We start from the raw sequence: 20,404 nt of genomic DNA, 5'->3' as shown, positions 1-20,404 counted from the left end.
GGGGCGGTCACGGGGTGGCGGTGGGGACGATGTCGGGGGCGCCTCGGCGGTGGGCGTCGGCCTCCTGGTCGTCTTCCTGGGTCTGGGAGGCTCGTTCCGCCTCGACGCGCTTGCGGTAGTACTCGATCTCGCGGTCGCGCTGCTTCTTGGACCAGCCGAGGACGGGGGCCAGGAGGTCGGCGGCCTCCTGGGCGACGCCGACGCCGCGGTCCCAGGTCTCGATGGAGATGCGGGTGCGGCGGGCCAGGACGTCGTTGAGGTGGCGGGCGCCCTCGTGGGTGGCGGCGTAGACGATCTCGGCGCGGAGGTAGTCGTCGGCGCCGGTGAGGGGCTTGGCGAGGTCGGGCTTGTCGGAGACCAGTTCGAGGAGGTCGTCGACGAGGGTGCCGTAGCGGCGCAGGAGGTGCTCGATGCGGGCCACGTGCAGGCCGGAGCGGGACGCGAGGCGGTGGCGGGCGTTCCACATGGCCTGGAAGCCGTCGCCGCCGACGAGCGGGACGCGGTCGGTGCACGACTCGGCGACCTTGCCGTCGAGGCCGTGGGCGACGGCGTCGATGGCGTCCTTGGCCATGACGCGGTACGTCGTGTACTTGCCGCCGGCGACGAGCACCAGGCCGGGGACGGGGTGCGCGACGACGTGCTCGCGGGAGAGCTTGGAGGTCTCCTCGGTCTCGCCGGTGAGGAGGGGGCGCAGGCCCGCGTAGACGCCCTCCACGTCGTCGTGGGACAGGGGCGTCGTGAGGACGGCGTTGACGTGGTCGAGGACGTAGTCGATGTCGGCCTTCGAGGCGGCCGGGTGGGCGCGGTCGAGGTCCCACGCGGTGTCGGTCGTGCCGATGATCCAGTGGCGGCCCCACGGGATCACGAACAGGACGGACTTCTCGGTGCGCAGGATGATCCCGGTCGAGGAGTGGATGCGGTCCTTCGGGACGACCAGGTGGATGCCCTTGGAGGCCTTCACGTGGATCTGGCCGCGCCCGCCGACGAGTTCCTGGATGTCGTCGGTCCACACGCCGGTGGCGTTGACGACCTGCTTCGCGCGGACCTCGCTGGTCGTGTTGCCCTCCAGGTCGCGGATGCGCAGGCCGGTGACGCGCTCCCCCTCGCGCAGGAACCCGAGGCACTGGGTGCGGGACGCGATCTGCGCGCCGTACTCCGCGGCCGTCCGCAGCGCCGTCATGACGAAGCGGGCGTCGTCGACCTGGGCGTCCCAGTACTGGATCGCGCCGACGAACGCGTCCTTGCGCAGGGATGGGGCGAGCCTCAGCGCGCCGCGCCGGGTGAGGTGCCGGTGGTGGGGGACGCCGCGGGAATTGCCCATCTGGAGCGACAGCAGGTCGTACAGGGCGACGCCGGCGCCGAAGTACGCGCGCTCCCACACGCGGTGCGTCGTCGGCAGGAGGAACGGGACGGGCCTCACCAGGTGCGGGGCGATCTGCTGGAGGAGCAGGCTGCGCTCGGTCAGCGCCTCCCGGACCAGGTCGAAGTTGTACTGCTCCAGGTACCGCAGCCCGCCGTGGATCAGCTTGGACGAGCGGGAGGACGTCCCGGACGCGAAGTCGCGGGCCTCGACCACCGCGACCGACAGCCCCCGGGTGGCCGCGTCGAGGGCCGCGCCCGCGCCGACGATGCCGGCCCCGACGACGACCACGTCGAACTCCTCCTGGGCCATGCGATCGAGCGCCGCCGCGCGCTCGGCAGGGCCGAGCCGGGAGCTTCCAAGGCCGGTCACCGGTGATGCCGTCATCGCGTTTCCCCCCAGAGCGGTTCGGTTTCCGAACGGTTCCTACCCAAGAGTAGGGACGGGTCCACCCCGGAAACGACCGATTCGGCGTGGGCTCGCTCTCAGTCGCTGGACCGGCGGGGGGCCACGACGACCTGTACCCGCTGGAACTCCTTCAACTCGGTGTAGCCGGACGTCGCCATCGCGCGGCGCAGCGCCCCGATGAGGTTCATGGAACCGTCGGCGACATGGGACGGGCCGTGCAGGATCTGCTCCATCGTCCCGATCGTGCCGAGCTCGATGCGGGTGCCGCGCGGGACGTCGCCGTGGTGGGCCTCGCTGCCCCAGTGGTAGCCGCGTCCGGGCGCCTCGGTGGAGCGCGCGAACGGCGAGCCGACCATGACGGCGTCGGACCCGCAGGCGAACGCCTTGGCGATGTCGCCGCTGTTCACCATGCCGCCGTCGGCGATCACGTGCACGTACCGGCCGCCGGACTCGTCCAGGTAGTCGCGCCGGGCGGCGGCCACGTCCGCGACCGCGGTGGCCATCGGCACGGCGACGCCGAGGACGGTCCGGGTGGTGTGCCCGGAGCCGCCGCCGAACCCGACCAGCACGCCGGCGGCGCCGGTGCGCATCAGGTGCAGCGCCGCGGTGTAGGTGGAGCAGCCGCCGACGATCACCGGGACGTCGAGGTCGTAGATGAACTGCTTGAGGTTCAGCGGCTCGGCGCGCCCGGACACGTGCTCGGCGGACACGGTCGTCCCGCGGATGACGAACAGGTCGACGCCCGCGTCGATCACGGCCTTGTGGAACTGGGCGGTGCGCTGCGGGGACAGCCGCGCCGCGACGGTGACGCCCGCCTCGCGGACCTCCTCGATCCGGCGGCCGATCAGCTCCTCCTTGATCGGCTCGGAGTAGATCTCCTGGAGCCGCTGGGTGGCGCGGACGTCGTCCAGCGAGGCGATCTCGGCGAGCAGCGGCTCGGGGTTCTCGTACCGCGTCCACAGGCCTTCGAGGTCGAGGACGGCGAGCCCGCCGAGCCGGCCGACGGCGATCGCGGTGGCGGGGCTGACGACGCTGTCCATCGGCGCCACGACCAGCGGCATCTCGAACCGGTAGGCGTCGATCTGCCAGGCGACGCTGACCTCCTCGGGATCGCGCGTCCGGCGGGACGGCACGATGCCGATGTCGTCGAAGGCGTACGCCCGGCGGCCGCTCTTGCCACGGCCGATCTCCACCTCAGCAGCCACTGCGCCCTTCCCTCACGTGTTCCGGTGTTCCCGCGGACGGCGGCAACAAGCCCCGGATGAGCTTACGTCAGCCCCGAGCACACGCGAGACACGCGCCGAGGGCGCGGGCCGCCGCTCCGATCCGGATCGGAGCGGGCTGGAGATGGACCACGCGCCGGCCACATCCCCCGCAGAAGTGGCCGGCGCGTTCTCGGTGGTTATGACGCGCCCCACCCCGAAAAGGTTCGGACCAACCTCGAAGGTGGTCAGCGGCCCTGGTAGTTGGGGGCCTCGACGGTCATCTGGATGTCGTGGGGGTGGCTCTCGCGGAGGCCGGCGGCGCTGATGCGCATGAGCTGGCCGCGCTCCTGGAGCTCGGGGATGGTGCGGGTGCCCGCGTACCACATGGACTGGTGGAGGCCGCCGACGAGCTGGTGCGCGACGTTGGCGAGGGGGCCGCGGTAGGGGACCTGGCCCTCGACGCCCTCGGGGATCAGCTTCTCCTCGGCGGTGACGTCGCCCTGCGCGTAGCGGTCCTTGGAGTAGGAGGCGCCGCGCTCGCGGTTGCGCATCGCGCCGAGCGAGCCCATGCCGCGGTACGACTTGTACTGCTTGCCGTGGACGAAGATCAGCTCGCCCGGGGACTCCTCGACGCCGGCGAGCAGGCTGCCGAGCATGACCGTGTCGGCGCCCGCGACGAGGGCCTTGGCGATGTCGCCGGAATACTGCAGGCCGCCGTCCCCGATCACCGGGACGCCGGCCTCGCGGGCCGCGCGGCACGCCTCCAGGATGGCGGTGATCTGCGGGACGCCGACGCCGGCGACGATGCGGGTGGTGCAGATCGAGCCCGGTCCGACGCCGACCTTGATCGCGTCGGCGCCCGCGTCCACCAGCACCTTGGCGCCCGCCTGGGTGGCGACGTTGCCGCCGACGACCTGGACGGACGCGTTGCCCTTGATCGCGGCGATGGTGTCGGCGACGCCCTTGGAGTGTCCGTGCGCCGTGTCGACGATGATCACGTCCGTGCCCGCCTCGATGAGGGCGCGGGCGCGGTGGATCGCGTCGTCGCCGACGCCGACCGCGGCGGCGACGAGCAGGCGGCCGTCGGCGTCCTTGGTGGAGTCGGGGTACTGCTCGCTCTTGGTGAAGTCCTTGGTGGTGATGAGGCCCTTGAGGCGTCCGTCGCCGTCGACGAGCGGGAGCTTCTCCACCTTGTTGCCCGCCAGCAGCCGGAACGCCTCGTCCCGCGACACGCCCACCGGGGCGGTGACCAGCGGCATCGGCGTCATGACCTCGCGGACCGGACGGGACAGGTCCGACTCGAAGCGCATGTCGCGGTTCGTCACGATGCCGACCAGGACGCCGCGGACGTCGGTGACGGGCACGCCGGAGATCCGGTAGTGGGCGCAGAGCTCCTCGACGTCGGCGAGGGTGGCGTCCGGCAGGCACGTCACCGGCTTGGTGATCATGCCGGACTCGGACCGCTTGACCCGGTCGGCCTCCTCGGCCTGCTCGTCGATCGCCATGTTGCGGTGCAGCACGCCGATGCCGCCCTGCCGCGCCATCGCGATGGCCGTCCGGGACTCGGTGACGGTGTCCATCGCCGCCGACACGAGCGGGATCCGCAGCGAGATCTCGCGGGTGAGCCGGGTGGTGGTGTCGGCCTCGCCGGGCTGCAGGTCGGAGTAGCCCGGGAGCAGGAGGACGTCGTCGAAGGTCAGGCCCTGCGGGAGGATCTTGTCGGCGGCGGGGTTCATGACAACCTTCCCGTGGTGGTCGCGGCATCGGGCCAGGTCACGCGGGACCCGGTCTCCATGGTAGGGGCTGGGCCCCCGCCCGGACGGGGTGTTGCGCACGGCGGTCACGTGGTCTTGATGACACTTCGCAACAACACGGATGGTCCTGTCATTCCCGACTTTCATCCACACAGCGTGACCGTTCGCACACGGAGAAGACCGGGGGGTGCACCTCATGGCCGGTCCCGCAGTAGCGTGGGGGTGTGCACGACGACGCACCGCTCGACCCGTTCGCCGGCGATCCCGAGGATCCGGCGGCGGCGCTCGGCGACCTCGGTGACGACACCGCTCCGCTCAGCGTGACGGAGCGGGAGGACGTGCTGGCCGACCTCGCCGACCTGGAGGTCTTCCGGGCGCTGCTGGAGCCGCTCGGCGTGCGCGGCCTCACCGTCGACTGCGGCGACTGCGGCAAGCTCCACTACATCGACTGGGACCTGCTGCACGGCAACCTGCGCCACCTGCTGGACGAGGGCCTGCCGCGCGTGCACGAACCCGCGCTGTCCCCCGATCCCGTCGACTACGTGAGCTGGGAGTACGCCCGCGGCTACGTCGACGGCGTGATCGACAGCGAAGAGGGCCGCGACGAGAACTGACCCCCGGGCGGTCGAGCCGTTCGCGGCGGTGAGCAGGCGGCGGCCATCGTCGACCGGTCCTCGTCAGTCGTCGGGGGGCCGGCCCTCGCGTGGGCGGAGGGTGCGTTTCCCGTCTTCCCCGCGCAGGTCCACGATGCGGCGGCGCGGGCGGTCGTCGGCCGGGCCGTCGGGACGCGCGGACGGGGCGGAGTTCACCATCGGGGCGGGTGACTCGGGACGCTCCGGAGGCTCGGGCCGGCGGCGCGCGACCGGGTCGAGGCGGCGCTTGAAGCGGTCGATCTTCTTGCGCTCCTGACCTCCGGGCGCGGTGGCGCCCGGCTCCGGGGCCGAGCGGACGGGCGGCCGCACATGTCCGTGCGTCGCGGTGTCGGTGTCGGTGTCGGTCCCGGCCCGGGGCACGTCCGGCGCGCCGGCCGCGCTGGGCACCGGGGACGCGGCGGTCTGGTCGGCGACGCCGCCGCCCGCCGCGGCGACACCGCTGCTGGCGAGGACGGCGCCGGCCACCCCGAGGGCGACGATCGTGCGCGGCCCGCGGCGGCGGGGTCCGGGCCCCTGCGGCGCGGGCGGCGCGGGCGGCGCCGTGCCGGGGCCGGCGGCGGAGTCCGGGTCGTCCACGTCGGTGATCAGCGCGTGCAGCAGCCGCACCGCCGGGTCGTGGTCGTCGGCCGGCGGGCGGGGAGCGGAGCCCTCCGGCGCCGGACCGGAGCGGGCCGTCCGGTCGCGCCGCCGTGCCAGCGACTCGATCAGGGCGTCGGTGCGGCGCACCGCGCCGAGGTCCTCGGGAGGCGCGGCGGGCGGGCCGCCGGGCGAGGACGGCGCGTCGCCGGAATGCGAAGGCTCGGCCGGATTCGGGCCGCCCCGGACGCCGGTGAGGGGGCCGCGCTCCGTCAAGCGATCGACTCCTCTCTGGCCATCGCCCGGAGCCGGGCCAGGGCCCGGTGCTGGGCGACCCGGACGGCGCCCGCGGACATGCCCAGCACGTTGCCGGTCTCCTCCGCCGACAGGCCCGCGACGACCCGCAGCAGCACGAGCTCGCGCTGGTGCTCGGGCAGCCGCGTGAGCAGGTCGCGGGCGCGCTGGGCCTCGATGTAGCGCACCACCGTCTCCTCGGGCCCCGGCCGGTCGTCGGGGCCGTCCGGCAGGTCCTCGGTGGGGACGGCCGCGCGCACCGCGCTGCGCAGCGCGTCGGCGATCTTGTGCGCGGCGATGCCGAAGACGAAGGAGGCGAACGGGCGGCCCATGTCGCGGTAGCGGGGCAGCGCCGACAGGACGGCGATGCAGACCTCCTGGGCCACGTCGTCGGCGATGTGGTACTGCCCGGAGACCCGCCCGAGCCGGGCCCGGCAGTACCGGACGATCATGGGCCGCACCTCGGCGATGAGGACCTCGATGGCCCCCGGGTCGCCCTGGACGGCGCGGTTCGTCAGCTCCTTGAGGTCGCCGTCGCCCGCGTCCGCGGCGCGCAGCGCCCGCGTTCCGCGCACGCCGTCGCGGGGCGGTGGCGGGGCCGGCCCTCCCGAGGGTTCGGCAGCGCGCGCGGTCATGGTCCCGGCGTAGCATCCCTCGGTCACGTCAAGCATGATGCCCAGCACCCCCGGGCGTGTCTCCACTGTCCTCTACAACGGAATGGTCACAGTGCGGGATCGAACCTGGGGATACTACGCAACGTTTCCGCGCGACTCCCGAGTGTCGCGGTTCTGGGAGGGGTCGGGGAACGAACAAGACCCCCGCCCGGACGGACGGGGGTCTTGCGCGAACATTTCGGACGGGACGCGCCCCTCCGGGTGAGCCGACCTCAGTGGCCGTGACCGTGGCCGTGGCCGTGGCCGCCGCCGGCGCCCTCCTCGGGCTCCTCCGGCTTGTCGACCACGAGCGCCTCGGTGGTGAGCAGCATGCCCGCGATCGAGGCGGCGTTGGTGACCGCGGAGCGGGTGACCTTCACCGGGTCGATGACGCCCTGGGCGATCAGGTCGCCGTACTCGCCGGTCGCGGCGTTGTAGCCCTGGCCGGCCTGCAGCGCCTGCACCTTGGAGACGACGACGTAGCCCTCCTGGCCGGCGTTCTCGGAGATCCAGCGGAGCGGCTCGTTCAGCGCGCGGCGGACCGCCTCTGCGCCGGTGGCCTCGTCGCCGGACAGGCCGAGGGAGTCGAAGCCCTCCTTGCCGACGTGCACCAGCGCGCTGCCGCCGCCGGAGACGATGCCCTCCTCGATCGCCGCGCGGGTCGCCGAGATGGCGTCCTCCAGGCGGTGCTTCTTCTCCTTCAGCTCCACCTCGGTGGCGGCGCCGACGCGCAGCACGCAGACGCCGCCGGCCAGCTTGGCCAGGCGCTCCTGCAGCTTCTCGCGGTCCCAGTCGGAGTCGCTGTTCTCGATCTCGACCTTGATCTGGTTGACCCGCGCGTTGATCTCGTCCGCGGAGCCCTCGCCGTCGACGATGGTGGTGGCGTCCTTGGTGACGGTGATCCGGCGGGCGCGGCCGAGGTCCTCCAGCCCGATGGAGTCGAGCTTGAGGCCGATGGCCTCGCTGACGACCTGGCCGCCGGTCAGGGTGGCCATGTCGCCGAGCATCGCCTTGCGGCGGTCGCCGAAGCCCGGCGCCTTCACCGCGACGGAGGTGAACGTGCCGCGGATCTTGTTGGCGACCAGCAGCGCGAGGGCCTCGCCCTCGACGTCCTCGGCCACCACGAGCAGCGGCTTCTTGGTCTGCGCGACCTTCTCGGCCAGCGGCAGGAACTCCTGCACGTTGGAGATCTTGCCGTCCACGATGAGCACGTAGGCGTCCTCCAGGACGGCCTCCATGCGCTCGTGGTCGGTGACCATGTGCGGCGACAGGTAGCCCTTGTCGAACTGGAGGCCCTCGGTGAACTCCAGTTCGAGGCCCATGGTGTGGGCCTCCTCGACGGTGATGACGCCGTCCTTGCCGACCTTGTCGAACGCCTCGGCGATGAGCTCGCCGATCTGCGGGTCCTGCGCGGAGATGGTGGCGACGTGGGCGATCTCGCCCTTCTCGCCGACCTCGCGGGCCGACTTGCGCAGCTGGTCGGAGACGTACTGGGCGGCCGCGTCGATGCCGCGCTTGAGGGCGAGCGGCGACGCGCCGGCCGCCACGTTGCGGGTGCCCTCGCGGACCAGCGCCTGCGCGAGGACGGTCGCCGTGGTGGTGCCGTCACCCGCGATGTCGTTGGTCTTGGTCGCCACTTCCTTGGCGAGCTGGGCCCCGAGGTTCTCGTAGGGGTCCTCCAGCTCCACCTCGCGGGCGATGGTGACGCCGTCGTTGGTGATCGTCGGCGCGCCGAACTTCTTGTCGATGACGACGTTGCGGCCGCGCGGGCCGATCGTCACCTTGACGGCGTCCGCGAGAGCGTTGACGCCGCGCTCAAGAGCCCGGCGAGCGTCCTCCTCGAACTCCAGGATCTTCGCCATGCGGATACTCCTCTTTACGCGATCCGCCCCGGCAGGCCCGCCGAAGGCGGCGCCGACCGGGGCGGGTGCATCACGTCTCGGTGATTACTTCTCGATGACCGCGAGCACGTCGCGGGCCGAGAGGACGAGGTACTCCTCGTTGTTGTACTTGACCTCGGTGCCGCCGTACTTGCTGTAGAGCACGACCTCGCCGACCTTGACGTCGACCGGGACGCGCTCGCCCTTGTCGTCGACGCGACCCGGGCCAACGGCAAGGACGGTGCCCTCCTGGGGCTTCTCCTTGGCGGTGTCCGGAATCACCAGGCCCGACGCGGTGGTGGTCTCGGCCTCAAGCGGCTGGACGACGATGCGGTCCTCAAGCGGCTTGAGAACAACCTTGGTGGCGGTCGTCACGATCTGACCTCCCCTTCGATTGGTCCTCGGCCGGCCACGGATGACCGGCCAGCACATGTGACAGAAGAGGCGACCCTGGACCGGCCTGCCGTCGCGGGTGCCAGACCGACCTTTGTCGCTGTGTTGGCACTCTCACTATGAGAGTGCCAGACATGGAGACTATTCCGTGCCCGTTGGCCCGTCAACACGGACACGGAGGCGCCGCACGCAGTTCACCGGGGGCTACCTTCCACTCTATGGACATCGCGTCGTTCCGGGCCCTGCGCACCCCCTCCGGGCAGGAGCTCCTCCGCGAGACGGCCGCGGCGGACCTGGGCGAGGGCGCACTCCTCGCCACCGCGTCCCGCTTGCGCGAACGGCACGATCCCGCGCTCGTCGCCGCCGCGCTGACGCAGGCGCGGCTGCGCGTGCGGGCGCGGGCCAAGTTCGGCGCGGACGCCGAGCGCATGTACTTCACCCAGGCAGGGCTGGAGCAGTCGACCCGCGCGAGCGTGGCGGCCTACAGGGCGGGACGGTTCGCAGACCGGCTCCACGGCGCGCGTGTCCTCGACATGGGATGCGGGATAGGGGCCGACCTCGTCGCCCGAGCGCACGCGGGGCTCGCCGGGGAGGGCGTGGAACTCGACCCGCTCACTGCCGAGGTGGCCCAGGCGAACGTGACCGCTCTCGGGCTGGACGGTCTTGCCTCCGTACGGGTGGGTGACGCGACCGAGGAGGACCCGTGCGAGTTCGGCGCGGTGTTCGCCGACCCTGGACGGCGGACCGCGCGAGGCCGGGTGTTCGATCCCCGCTCGTACGAGCCGCCGCTCGACGTCGTCCTCGACATGGCCGCCAAGACGCCGGCCGCCTGCGTGAAGGTCGCGCCCGGCATCCCCCATGAGGCCGTTCCGGACGGCGCTGAGGCCGAATGGGTCTCGGTCGGTGGTGACGTCAAGGAAGCGGCCTTGTGGCTGGGTGAGCTGGCCGGGGAGGTGGGGCGCCGTGCCACGCTGCTGTCGTCCGACCTCGATCCGGAGGTGTGGACGCTGACGCCGCAGGGGTTCGACGTTCCGGACGTGCGTGCGTGGGGCCGTTACCTGTACGAGCCTGACGGAGCCGTGATCCGCGCCCATCTGGTCGGCGAGGTGGCGGAGCTGGTCGGCGGCGGCCTGGCCGATCCGAACATCGCGTACATCACGTCCGATGAGCTGCGTCCGACTCCGTTCGCCTCCGCCTACGCGATGGAGGACGTGCTGCCGTTCTCGGTGAAGCGGCTGCGCGCGGAGCTGCGGCGGCGCGAGATCGGGGTGCTGACCGTGAAGAAGCGCGGCTCGGCCGTGGACGTCGACCGGCTCCGGCGCGACCTCGGCTTCGGCGGGCGGCGCGCCGGACGCGGCGCGAAGGAGCTGACCCTGGTGGTCACGCGCGTCGGCGGCGACCCGGTCGCGCTGCTCGCCCACCCGGTCACGGCCGCCTGACCCGCGTCGCGGCCGCCTGACCCGCGTCGCGGGCGTCTGACCCGCCCGGACGGGCGCCCGGACGGCAACCCTGCCCAAAGATCTTCCCCGCGGCGGGCAACACCAAGGGGGGCCGCGCGACGCGCCATGGCCGTGCAAATCATCGGCGCTTTCCGGCATTGCGTTCACCACCGGGATTACGGGCGCCCGGCAAGCGCCGCCGGAGCCCGGGAAAACGGCCCGGCGAGATCAACCGGCCGGAAAACACCAAGGCAGGTTCAGCGGCCGGGACTCCGCGGGCCCCAATGCGTCCCCGAAATGCCCCGCGGCGCGTTCCGCGGCATCACGCCGTCCGCACACGCATCGCCCGGCCGTAGTGGACCGGAGGTTCGGGAACTGCCGATGTTGGACGAGATGTACGGACAGAACGCCGGACGCCGCGGCCATCCCCGCCGTCCACCGGACGGCACCCATCACCACGATCACCGCAAGAGCCGTGAAGCAGGAAATCCCTCGCCCGCCCGACTATTCCGCGCTATTCACCCCAGCCGGATAACAGGCGCATTCCGCAGAACTCATAATCTTCTCTGCTACCCGTTTTAGCAGTGCTCTACACGCACTACAGTGGCCACTCCAGAGATTCATTTGCCGTGCGTCATTTCGTCGCGCCGGCACACGAAGGAGCATCGGGTGGAAACGAATCACAACTTCCTGCAGACGGGGGGTCAACCGGTCTCGGATCGGATGCGGGAGTTGCTCGCCCGTGCGGCGCAGGACCACGTCTATGAACAGCGCTCACAGGGTCAGGTCCTGGACGAGATTCGCCAGCGGCTGGAAGGCATGGAGTGGCTGCTCCGCGAGGTCCGCGAGCGGGAGCTCAGCGGGCTGACCGGGCAGATCGAGAGCGTCCGCGGGCAGGTCGACGAACTGTCCGGCAAGCCCCCGGAATGGGCCGAAGGCCTGGCCGAGCACATCGACGCGTTCGGCGAGCGGGTCAAGCCCGTCGCCGAGCTGCCCGCGCTGTGGGCCGACGTCGGCGTCGTCGCCGAGAACGTCGACGAGGGCCTGACCCGCATCCAGGCCGTCCTCGACTCCGCGCAGCAGATCACCGACGCCACGCAGCAGGCGTCGCAGCGCATGGACGAGATGACCAAGCGGCTGGACAAGCTCCAGGGCAGCATGGAGGCCGCGTCCGTCCGCTTCAACCGGCTCGACAAGTCGCTGGCCGAGCTCGGCCACCGGTCCGAGCGGCTGGAGCATTCGATCAACGGGGTCACGGCGCGGGTCGACCAGGCGCTCGGCGAGATGGCCGAGCGGATGGAGCAGGGCCTGGAGGCCGTCAACGGCCGGGTCGAGGGCGTCGGCGGGCGGCTCGACGGCCTGGACGGACGGCTGGACGGCGTCGACGGCCGGCTCGAGGGCGTGTCCGGCAAGCTGGACGGCATGGACGGCCGCTTCGAGAGCCTCGACGGCCGCATCGACGGGGTGGGCGAGCGGATCGCCCGGCTGCCCGCCACGCTGGAGATCGCCGAGCTGCACCGGCTGCTGACCGAGGTCGCGCAGCGCCCGGCGGCCGAGTACGGCGACCGCTTCGACGCGCTGGAGAAGCACCTCGCCGAGGCCGTCGACCCGCTGATCGAGGAGCTGCGCGCCCGCCCGGACCGCGACGAGGTCAAGGCCACCATGTCGCAGATCGCCGAGACCGCCTACAGCGACGTCGCCAGGCGGATGGACGAGTTCTCCCGCCGGTTCGAGAACGTCCACGACGACGTCCGCAAGCGCATCGAGAACATCCACGAGGAGGTCACCAAGCGGGTCGACGTCGCGCTGGAGGAGTTCACCACCCAGGTCGCCATCGTCTCCCGCCGCGTCGAGTCGGTGCACGCCGACGTCACCAAGCAGGTCGAGGCCGTGCACACCGACGTGGGGCGGCAGCTCAGCGGCGTCCACGACGACGTCGGCAAGCGGATCGGCGACATCCACGAGGACGTCACCCGGCAGGTCGGCACCATCCACGAGGACGTCGCCAAGCAGGTCGGCAACATGCAGGAGGACGTCGCCCGGCAGGTCGGCGGCGTCCACGCGGAGTTCGCGCGGCGGGTGGAGAGCATGCAGGACGAGGCCGGGCGGCGCGCCGACGCCGCGCAGGCCGAGTTCGCCAAGCGCTTCTCCCACGTCCAGGACGAGGTCGGCCGCAAGGTGGACGGCGTCCACGACGAGGTCTCCAAGCAGGTCAACGCGGTCCACGAGGACGTGCTGAAGCGGCTGTCCACCCTGGAGGAGACGATGCTCGCCCTGGCCGAGGCGCTGCTGCGTCCCCGCCGGGAGGCCAAGGACTGACCTGACCGCACGGGCCCGGGGGCAGGCCCCGGGCCCGCGCCGAGACGGCGGCCGGGTGGGGCCGGCGCGGGCCCCACCCGGCCGCATTCGGATACTCAACGGAATCCGTGGTGTTTGTCCGGCTAAGGGGTGCGGCGACCGGAGCTCTTTCCTCAAGCGCCCCCGATGACGTGCATTTTGTTACGTTCCGTCTTCGCAAAATCACTCCCAATACCCTTCGGAATCCGTTTTGATGGATCAGGTGACCCACACACCGGCTCCCTGCCTGCAGACCGGCGCCCCGCCCGCCTCCACCACCCTGCGCTGGGTGGAGGAGTGCCTCGGCAAGGGCGCCGAGGTCCGCATGGTGCGGCCCCTCGCCGGCGGCGGCACCCACGCCAACCACGCCCTCCTCGTCGAGACCCGCTCCGGCGAGGCGCACCGCCTCGTCCTGCGCCGCTGGACGTCCCGTGCTCCCGCGCCCGCGCGCCGCAGCTACGGCGAGACCGAGTTCTCCCCCGAGCGCGAGATCGCCGCGCTGGCCCTGCTCGCCGGCTGCGAGATCCCCACCCCGGCGCTGGTCGCCGCCGACCCCGCGGGCGCCTACTGCGACGTCCCCGCCCTGCTCATCACCCGGCTGAAGGGCCACCCGCCGCGCCCGTCGCCCGACGACCTGCCCGAATACCTCATCCAGCTGGCCGCCGCCCTGCTGTCGGTGCACGCGCTGAACGGCGCGTCCACCATGCCGCCGTACGTGCCGCACAACCGGCTCGACGTGCGGGTCCCGCCCGAGCACGCGCTGCGCCCCGGCCTGTGGGAGCGCGCCTTCGAGGTCGCCGAGCGCCCCGCCCCCGAGGCGCCCGTCCGGTTCATCCACCGCGACTACCACGCCGACAACACGCTGTGGTCGTTCGGCAAGCTCACCGGCGTCGTCGACTGGTCGGACGCCTCGTCCGGCCCCGTCGCCGTCGACATCGCCCGCATGCGCCGCGGCCTGGCCCTGCGCTACGGCACCGGCGTCGCCGACCACTTCCTCGCCACGTTCGACCAGGTCTCCGGCGGCCACCGGCACGACCCGTACTGGGACGTCCGCAGCGTCCTCGACCTCCTCCCCGAGGACGACGACCGCACCATCGACGAGGCCCACGTCCCCCTCTACGAGGACTACCTGGCGAGACTGCTCGCGGAGTGCTAGCCCGCAGACGCTCCCCCGGTCAGCACCTGATGGTTTCGACGGGGAGGCTGGAGTCGGCCGGCAGGCCCAGCGCGGACGGGGGCGCGCCGGCGGCGGCCAGCTCGGAGCCCAGCGCGGCGACCATCGCGCCGTTGTCGGTGCACAGCTTCGGGCGCGGCACGCGCAGCCGCACGCCCGCCGCCTCGCAGCGCTCCGCGGCGAGGGCGCGCAGCCGCGAGTTGGCCGCGACACCGCCGCCGATCAGCAGGTCGCCGACGCCGTTGTCCTTGCAGACCTGGAGCGCCTTGCGCGTCAGCACGTCCACGACGGCCTCCTGGAAGGACGCCGCCACGTCCGCGACCGGGACCGGCTCGCCCGCGCGCTCCCGCGCCTCCACCCAGCGGGCCACGGCCGTCTTCAGGCCGGAGAACGAGAAGTCGTAGGTGCCGTCGTCGTACTTGCCGCGGGGGAACGCGATCGCGGCCGGGTCGCCGTCGCGGGCCATGCGGTCGATCACGGGCCCGCCCGGGAAACCGAGGTCGAGGACCCGCGCGACCTTGTCGAACGCCTCCCCCGCCGCGTCGTCCACGGTGCCGCCGAGGGACCGGACGTCGCCCGCCACGTCCGGCACCAGCAGCAGGGACGAGTGCCCGCCCGACACCAGCAGCGCCACGCACGGCTTCGGCAGCGGGCCGTGTTCGAGCTGGTCGACGCACACGTGCGCGGCGAGGTGGTTGACGCCGTAGAGCGGCTTGCCGAGCGACAGCGCGTACGCCTTGGCGGCGGCGACGCCCACCATCAGCGCGCCCGGCAGGCCCGGCCCGGCCGTCACCGCGAACGCGTCCACGTCGGTGAACGCCACGCCCGCCTCGGCCAGCGCCCGCTCGACCGTCGGTCCCATCGCCTCCAGATGCGCGCGGGACGCGACCTCGGGCACGACGCCGCCGAACCGGGCGTGCTGGTCGACGCTGGAGGCGATCGCGTCCGCCAGCAGCGTGTGGCCCCGCACGATCCCGACCCCCGTCTCGTCGCACGAGGTCTCGATCCCGAGCACGAGCGGCTCGTCCCGAATCACGTTGACTCTCCCTGTGTCGAGTTCCTGCAACGGTCCCCGCGGGTCACTCGGGTCTGGTGAAGCCGATGGGCGGGCGGTCGCGGAGTGTCCGGCACATGACGATCGCGTCCGTGCCCGACGGCTGGTAGTAGCGCTTGCGGACGCCGACCCGGGTGAAGCCGAACCGCTCGTAGAGGCGGTGGGCGGCGTCGTTGTCGGCGCGGACCTCCAGGAACACCGACTCGGCGCGGCGCCGGACGGCCTCGTCGAGCAGTTCGGTGAGCAGCGCGGCGCCGATGCCGTGCTTGCGCCGGTCCGCGCGGACCCCGATGGTCTGCACGTCGGCCTGCCCGCCCGCGGCGGCGAGGCCCGCGTAGCCGACGATCTCGCCGCCGGGGTCGGCCGCGACGACGTAGTGGCGGGTGCGGGGCTGGTCGGCGAGCTCCCCGGCGAGCATCTCCTCGCTCCAGGCGTTCTCGGGGAAGAGCACGCGGTCCAGCCGGTGGACGGCCGGCAGGTCGTCGCCGGTCATGGGCCGCAGGACGACACCGCTCACGCCGGCGTCACCTTCTTGCGCGGGCCCGGCTCCCTCGCGTCCGGCCGGCGCAGATAGAGGGGCTCGGGCGGCAGCAGCGGCGGCACCTTCTCGCCCGCGAGCCGTGCGATCGCCAGCTCGGCGAGGGCGCCGGCGGTCGGCAGCAGCGGCTCGTGCCCGGAACCGCCGAGGACGTCCGGATAGAGGGCGGCGCCCTCGCCGACCACGGGCAGCCCGTGGGGCGCACCGTCCAGGACGTCCGGCGGGGGCCCGACGGCGGGCTCGGTCGCGCGGGCGCGGGCCCGGTGGTACCGCGCCCAGTAGACCTCCTTGCGGCGGGCGTCCGTCGCGACGGCGAACGGCTCGTCCCGCCCGGTGGCCCAGGCGATGGCGTCCAGCGTGCAGACGCCGTGCACCGGGATGCTCAGCGCCTCGCCCATCGCGCGGGCGGTGACGAGCCCGACGCGCAGGCCGGTGTACGGGCCGGGCCCGACCCCGACGGCGATCGCGCTGAGGTCGCCCGACGCGGCCCCGGCCTCCGCCATCACCTCCGCGATGGAGGGGATGAGCAGCTCGGTGTGGCGCCGCGGGTCGACGTCCTCGGCCAGGCCGCGCGGCACCGCGCCCTCACCCGGGGTCCACTCGTAGAGCGCCACGGTGATCGCGGCGGTCGCGGTGTCGAAAGCCAAGACCAGCACGGGTTGTAAGCCTACCGGTCAGGAGCGCGGGATGGTCAGCCCTGGTTCAGGGCCGTCACCACGGCCTTGGCGACCTCGGTGGCGCCGCCGGTGGCGTCGCGGGACGGCAGCGGGTCGCCCTTGTTGGAGCCCGAGTAGTGGATGGTGACGAGGACGTTCCCGAGCCGGACGTTGCCGACGGCCTCGCCGGAGCCCTGCTTGTCGTCGACGCTGTAGACGATGTAGCCCTCGTCACCGATGCCTTCCAGCCGGATCTTGTCCCGGAGCTTCTGGCCGGCCAGCAGCGCCTTGCCGGACTCGTCGGCGGTCCGCTCGGTGGTGAAGGTCTTGCGGGCCGCGTCCGTCGGGGACTGGTCGGCGGCGCCGGCGATGGCGCGGAGCTCGATGGTGAGCTGCCGCTTCCGGTCGCCCGCGTAGGCGCCCCAGACGCACTGGTTCTGCTGGTCGTCGCCCTGGTAGTTGTCGGCGACGTTCCGCTCGGAGTTGGGCGCCAGCTTGTTGATCAGGTCGTCGCCGATGATCGTGCAGGAGTCGGGGACGGCGGCGCGCTCGCCCTTGGCCGTCGGCGTGGTATCCGAGGCGCCGCTGCCGACGACCTGCCCGCTGCCCTTCTCGCCGCTCGCGCCGACCCCGCTCAGGATGACGACCGCGGCCAGCACGCAGACGCCGATGCCCGCGACGGCGCCGCCGACGATGACGGCCCAGCGCCGTCCGGCACGGCGGTCGCGCACCACCCGATGGCTGCCGGTGCGATACCCGCCGCTACCGGACCGGTATCCGCCGCTGTCCGTCCGGTATCCGCCACTGCTGGTGCGGTAGCCGCCACTATCGGTGCGGTATCCGCCGCTCTCTGTGTCGTATCCGCCGCTCTCACCGGGATAGGCGCCGCTGTCGGACGGATAGCCGCCGCTACCGGTCCCATAGGGCCCGGTCTCCCTCTGGTAGGGCCCGCTACCCGAACGCCCCGACGAGTACCGTCCGTACTCGTCGCCGCCCGCGCCGTACCCACCGCCGTCCCGCCGGTAACCGCCGCCAGACTCGTGGCCACCGCCCGAACCGCGGTAGCTGTCGCGGTGACTACCGCTGCGATGGCTACCACTCACCGGTTCCCACTCCCGTTGGAAATCGATAGGTCGCGAAGGTGAGGTTCGTTCGGCAAAGAGTACGACATGTAGCCGTAAAGTGGTCCATCCAGACCGGCAAAAAGCGAAGAAGTTATCGGACGGTCGTCATCCAGGGCGGAGTTCCAGGTCGGACCAGCGATGACCGACCCCGACGATCCTTACTTCGCGTTCCTCGCCGGGGCCGTCGCCGCGCGAAATGATCACTTCCAGCCGGTCCTCGGCAAGGCCCTCGGCCAGCCCTTCTCCCCATTCCACGATCGTCACCGATTCGGCCACGGACGCGTCCAGATCAAGATCGTCCAGTTCGGCGAATCCGCCGAGCCGATAGGCGTCCACATGGACCAGCGCGGGCCCGCCCGCCAGCGACGGGTGCACCCGCGCGATGACGAAGGTCGGCGACGTGATCGGCCCGCGCACCTTCAGGCCCTCGCCGATGCCCTGCGTCAGCGTCGTCTTGCCCGCGCCGAGGTGACCGGTCATCACGAGCAGGTCGCCCGCGCGCAGCTGACCGGCGAGCCGCAGGCCCAGGTCGCGCATGTCCTCCGCGGTCGGGACGGTGATGGTGAAGGCCCTCACGCGCTGCGCTCCTCCGCGTACTCGGGGCGGACCCGGTCGATCAGCCGGCGCAGGCCCCCGGTCACCACGCCCGGGTACTCCAGCGGCAGCACGTGCCCGGCCTGCTCCACCTCGACCAGCTCCGCCTCCGGCATCGCCTCGGCGATGCGCCGGCCGTGCGCGGCCGGGGTCAGCCGGTCGCGCCCGCCGACCAGCACCAGCGCCGGCACCCGGCCGAGGACGTCCAGGCAGCCGGCCTTGTCGTGCGCGATCAGCGCCGGGTAGAACTCCGCGATCACGTCGATCGGCGTCGCCCTGATCATCTGCTCCAGGAAGTCGACCACGGACGGGCTGACGTACTTGTCGGCGAACGCCATCTTCCGCGTCACGACGAACGCCAGGTCGGCGCCGAGGCCGCGGGCCTTCTCCACCAGCTCGGCGCGGCGGCCGAGGCCGCGCAGCGTCCGCGGGGCGAGCGGCCGGACGGCCTTGGCCAGCACCATCGGGAGCCCCAGCGTCATCTCCGCCAGGTCCCCGCAGGAGGTGTTCACCAGCGCGACGCCCACCACCCGCTCGTCGAACATCTCCCGGTGCCGGTCCGCGAACGCCATGATCGACATTCCGCCCATGGAGTGCCCGGCCAGGACGACCGGGACGTCCGGGCCGACCGTCGCCTCCAGCACGGCGCGCAGGTCGTCCCCGGTCTGCTCGATCGTCGCGTTCGCGAGATCGCTGCGTCCGGAACGGCCGTGGCTGCGCTGGTCCCAGAACACCGTCCGCAGCGATCCCTGCAGGTCGCGCCGCTGGTAGTGCCACGAATCCTGGTTGAGGGCGTAGCCGTGGCTGAACACGACCGCGAGATCGGCGTCCTCGGGGCCCTCCACCTCGACGTGCAGCGGCACGCCGTCGTCGGCCAGGACGGTCGTCGCCCGGCCGCGCAGCTCGCCGAACGGTTCGCCGGCGTCCGGATCCGGCCGCAGCCGCACCCGCCCGACGGCGAGGTGCCGCAGCCCGACGGCCGCGCCCACGCCCGCCGCGCCGACACCCGCCACGACACCGGCGATGCCGATCCTGCGCCTGCTCTTGCTGTCCATGCACGCGCTCCCTACAGCGCCCCTCCCGGGTACGCCCTCGGTACCCGGGATCCGATGCGGGTGACGATCTCATAGGAGATCGTGCCCAGCGCGTCCGCCCACTCCTGCGCGGTCGGCTCGCCCCGGTCGCCCGGCCCGAACAGGACGATCTCGTCCCCCGCGGCGAGCGCGTCGTCGCCGAGGTCGATGACGAACTGATCCATGCAGACCCGCCCGGCGATCCTCCTGCGGCGCCCGCCCGCGAGCACTTCGAGAACGTTCGACCCGTGCCGGGGGATTCCGTCGCCGTACCCGGCCGGGACCACCGCCAGCGTGGTCTCCCGCTCGGTGCGGTAGGTGTGGCCGTACGACACGCCGCTGCCCGCCGGAACCCGCTTGACCAGCGCCGCGTCCGCCACCAGCGTCATCGCGGGACGCAGCCCGAACGTGCCGAGGGACGGCGCCGGCGTCAGCCCGTAGGTCGCGATCCCCGGGCGGACGAGGTCGAACCGCGCCTCCGGCAGCGTGAGCGTCGCCGCCGAGTTCGCCAGGTGCCGCACCTCGAACCGCGCGCCCGCCTTCTCCGCGTGCGCCACCATGTCGGTGAACGCGGAGAGCTGCGCGGCGATCGACGGGTGGCCCGGCTCGTCCGCGCAGGCGAAGTGCGACATGGCCCCGACGACCCGCACGTGGCCCGCGGCCTCCGCCTTCAGCGCCGCGCCGACCAGCGCTTCCCAGTCGCCGCCCCGGGCGCCGCCGCGCGCCATGCCGGTGTCGGCCTTGAGATGCACGCGCGCCGGACGCCCCGCGGCCTCGGCCGCCCGGACCACCTCGTCCAGGAGCCAGACCGCCCCCACGGTCAGGTCCACGTCCCGTGCCACGGCCTCCGCGTAGGGCTCGCCGGGAACGCCCACGCACACCAGCGTCCGGACGGTGATGCCCTCGTCGCGGAGCCGCAGCGCCTCCGCCAGCTTCGCGACGCCGAGCCACGAGGCGCCCCCGGCGAGCGCCGCGCGGGCCGCCTCGGCCAGCCCGTGCCCGTACGCCTCGGCCTTCACCATGGCCATCACCTCGGCGCCCCGCGCGCGCTCGCGCAGCAGCCCGACGTTGCCGCCGATGGCAGCGACCTCGACCCGCGCCTCCACAGGAACCCTCATGAACACCAAGTGTGCCGCCCCCACGGCCGTGCCCGGAGCATCATCGCCCAGCTCACGGCCAGGACACCCGCCAACCGAACACTCTTCGTCCATTAAGACGCAAACGTCCGTTCCTGGGTTC

At 72.6% G+C, this 20,404-nt stretch carries 18 protein-coding genes; 4 read left to right on the top strand and 14 right to left on the bottom strand.

Annotated elements, in window-relative coordinates; all coding sequences use genetic code 11:
• Positions 1 to 7: 7 nt before the first annotated feature.
• The 3 genes from ABGB11_RS23725 to guaB all read right to left on the bottom strand — a co-directional run bounded on the left by ABGB11_RS23725 (position 8) and on the right by guaB (position 4,709).
• On the bottom strand, positions 8 to 1,747 hold the full coding sequence (locus ABGB11_RS23725; RefSeq protein ID WP_347636102.1) for a glycerol-3-phosphate dehydrogenase/oxidase: 1,740 nt from the start codon (positions 1,745 to 1,747) through the stop codon (positions 8 to 10).
• Between the two features lie 98 nt (positions 1,748 to 1,845).
• Positions 1,846 to 2,961: a GuaB3 family IMP dehydrogenase-related protein gene (locus ABGB11_RS23720; RefSeq protein ID WP_347636235.1), complete on the bottom strand. Its 1,116-nt coding sequence runs from the start codon at positions 2,959 to 2,961 to the stop codon at positions 1,846 to 1,848.
• A 257-nt stretch (positions 2,962 to 3,218) separates the two neighbouring features.
• Positions 3,219 to 4,709 carry an IMP dehydrogenase gene (gene guaB / locus ABGB11_RS23715; protein ID WP_347636101.1) on the bottom strand — a complete coding sequence of 497 codons (1,491 nt, stop codon included), beginning with the start codon at positions 4,707 to 4,709 and terminating at the stop codon, positions 3,219 to 3,221.
• A 242-nt stretch (positions 4,710 to 4,951) separates the two neighbouring features.
• On the opposite strand from guaB, the gene ABGB11_RS23710 reads away from it, so the two are divergent.
• Positions 4,952 to 5,341, top strand: coding sequence for a DUF5319 domain-containing protein (locus ABGB11_RS23710; RefSeq protein ID WP_347636100.1), 390 nt, complete (start codon positions 4,952 to 4,954; stop codon positions 5,339 to 5,341).
• A gap of 63 nt (positions 5,342 to 5,404) precedes the next feature.
• On the opposite strand, the gene ABGB11_RS23705 is transcribed toward ABGB11_RS23710, so the two are convergent.
• From ABGB11_RS23705 to groES, 4 genes are all read right to left on the bottom strand, one after another.
• Positions 5,405 to 6,232 (bottom strand): hypothetical protein, encoded by an 828-nt coding sequence (locus ABGB11_RS23705; protein WP_347636099.1) that lies wholly within the window; start codon positions 6,230 to 6,232, stop codon positions 5,405 to 5,407.
• Positions 6,229 to 6,912, bottom strand: coding sequence for a sigma-70 family RNA polymerase sigma factor (locus tag ABGB11_RS23700; RefSeq protein ID WP_347636098.1), 684 nt, complete (start codon positions 6,910 to 6,912; stop codon positions 6,229 to 6,231). The genes ABGB11_RS23705 and ABGB11_RS23700 overlap by 4 nt, the downstream gene beginning before the upstream one ends.
• Positions 6,913 to 7,136: 224 nt before the next feature.
• A complete protein-coding gene (gene groL, locus ABGB11_RS23695) occupies positions 7,137 to 8,765 on the bottom strand; it encodes a chaperonin GroEL (protein ID WP_347636097.1) in 1,629 nt (542 codons plus the stop codon).
• Between the two features lie 84 nt (positions 8,766 to 8,849).
• Positions 8,850 to 9,161, bottom strand: coding sequence for a co-chaperone GroES (groES, locus tag ABGB11_RS23690; RefSeq protein WP_200871711.1), 312 nt, complete (start codon positions 9,159 to 9,161; stop codon positions 8,850 to 8,852).
• Between the two features lie 233 nt (positions 9,162 to 9,394).
• Between groES and ABGB11_RS23685 the strand changes: the two genes are divergently transcribed.
• The 3 genes from ABGB11_RS23685 (at position 9,395) to ABGB11_RS23675 (ending at position 14,108) form a co-directional block, all read left to right on the top strand.
• Complete coding sequence (locus ABGB11_RS23685) at positions 9,395 to 10,615, top strand: SAM-dependent methyltransferase (protein ID WP_347636095.1); 1,221 nt, start codon at positions 9,395 to 9,397, stop codon at positions 10,613 to 10,615.
• A gap of 669 nt (positions 10,616 to 11,284) precedes the next feature.
• Positions 11,285 to 12,934 (top strand): hypothetical protein, encoded by a 1,650-nt coding sequence (locus ABGB11_RS23680; protein WP_347636094.1) that lies wholly within the window; start codon positions 11,285 to 11,287, stop codon positions 12,932 to 12,934.
• 241 nt (positions 12,935 to 13,175) lie between these two features.
• Positions 13,176 to 14,108, top strand: a complete 933-nt coding sequence (locus tag ABGB11_RS23675) for an aminoglycoside phosphotransferase family protein (RefSeq protein WP_347636093.1) — start codon at positions 13,176 to 13,178, stop codon at positions 14,106 to 14,108.
• A gap of 19 nt (positions 14,109 to 14,127) precedes the next feature.
• On the opposite strand, the gene tsaD is transcribed toward ABGB11_RS23675, so the two are convergent.
• From tsaD to alr, 7 genes are all read right to left on the bottom strand, one after another.
• Positions 14,128 to 15,162, bottom strand: a complete 1,035-nt coding sequence (gene tsaD, locus ABGB11_RS23670; protein WP_347636091.1) for a tRNA (adenosine(37)-N6)-threonylcarbamoyltransferase complex transferase subunit TsaD — start codon at positions 15,160 to 15,162, stop codon at positions 14,128 to 14,130.
• A gap of 43 nt (positions 15,163 to 15,205) precedes the next feature.
• Positions 15,206 to 15,673, bottom strand: a complete 468-nt coding sequence (gene rimI / locus ABGB11_RS23665) for a ribosomal protein S18-alanine N-acetyltransferase (RefSeq protein ID WP_347636233.1) — start codon at positions 15,671 to 15,673, stop codon at positions 15,206 to 15,208.
• A gap of 20 nt (positions 15,674 to 15,693) precedes the next feature.
• Positions 15,694 to 16,374 (bottom strand): tRNA (adenosine(37)-N6)-threonylcarbamoyltransferase complex dimerization subunit type 1 TsaB, encoded by a 681-nt coding sequence (tsaB, locus tag ABGB11_RS23660; protein WP_347636090.1) that lies wholly within the window; start codon positions 16,372 to 16,374, stop codon positions 15,694 to 15,696.
• A 35-nt stretch (positions 16,375 to 16,409) separates the two neighbouring features.
• A complete protein-coding gene (locus ABGB11_RS23655) occupies positions 16,410 to 17,105 on the bottom strand; it encodes a hypothetical protein (RefSeq protein ID WP_347636088.1) in 696 nt (231 codons plus the stop codon).
• Between the two features lie 498 nt (positions 17,106 to 17,603).
• A complete protein-coding gene (tsaE, locus tag ABGB11_RS23650) occupies positions 17,604 to 18,035 on the bottom strand; it encodes a tRNA (adenosine(37)-N6)-threonylcarbamoyltransferase complex ATPase subunit type 1 TsaE (RefSeq protein ID WP_347636232.1) in 432 nt (143 codons plus the stop codon).
• 35 nt (positions 18,036 to 18,070) lie between these two features.
• Positions 18,071 to 19,147: an alpha/beta hydrolase gene (locus ABGB11_RS23645; RefSeq protein WP_347636087.1), complete on the bottom strand. Its 1,077-nt coding sequence runs from the start codon at positions 19,145 to 19,147 to the stop codon at positions 18,071 to 18,073.
• A gap of 11 nt (positions 19,148 to 19,158) precedes the next feature.
• The gene (alr, locus tag ABGB11_RS23640) at positions 19,159 to 20,283 is read right to left on the bottom strand and encodes an alanine racemase (RefSeq protein ID WP_347636086.1); all 1,125 of its coding nucleotides are present in this window, start codon (positions 20,281 to 20,283) and stop codon (positions 19,159 to 19,161) included.
• Positions 20,284 to 20,404: the final 121 nt, after the last annotated feature.

It is taken from the genome of Actinomadura sp. B10D3 (assembly GCF_039871695.1).
GTDB classification, from domain to species: Bacteria; Actinomycetota; Actinomycetes; order Streptosporangiales; family Streptosporangiaceae; genus Spirillospora; species Spirillospora madurae.
This window is presented reverse-complemented; position numbering and strand designations above follow the sequence as displayed.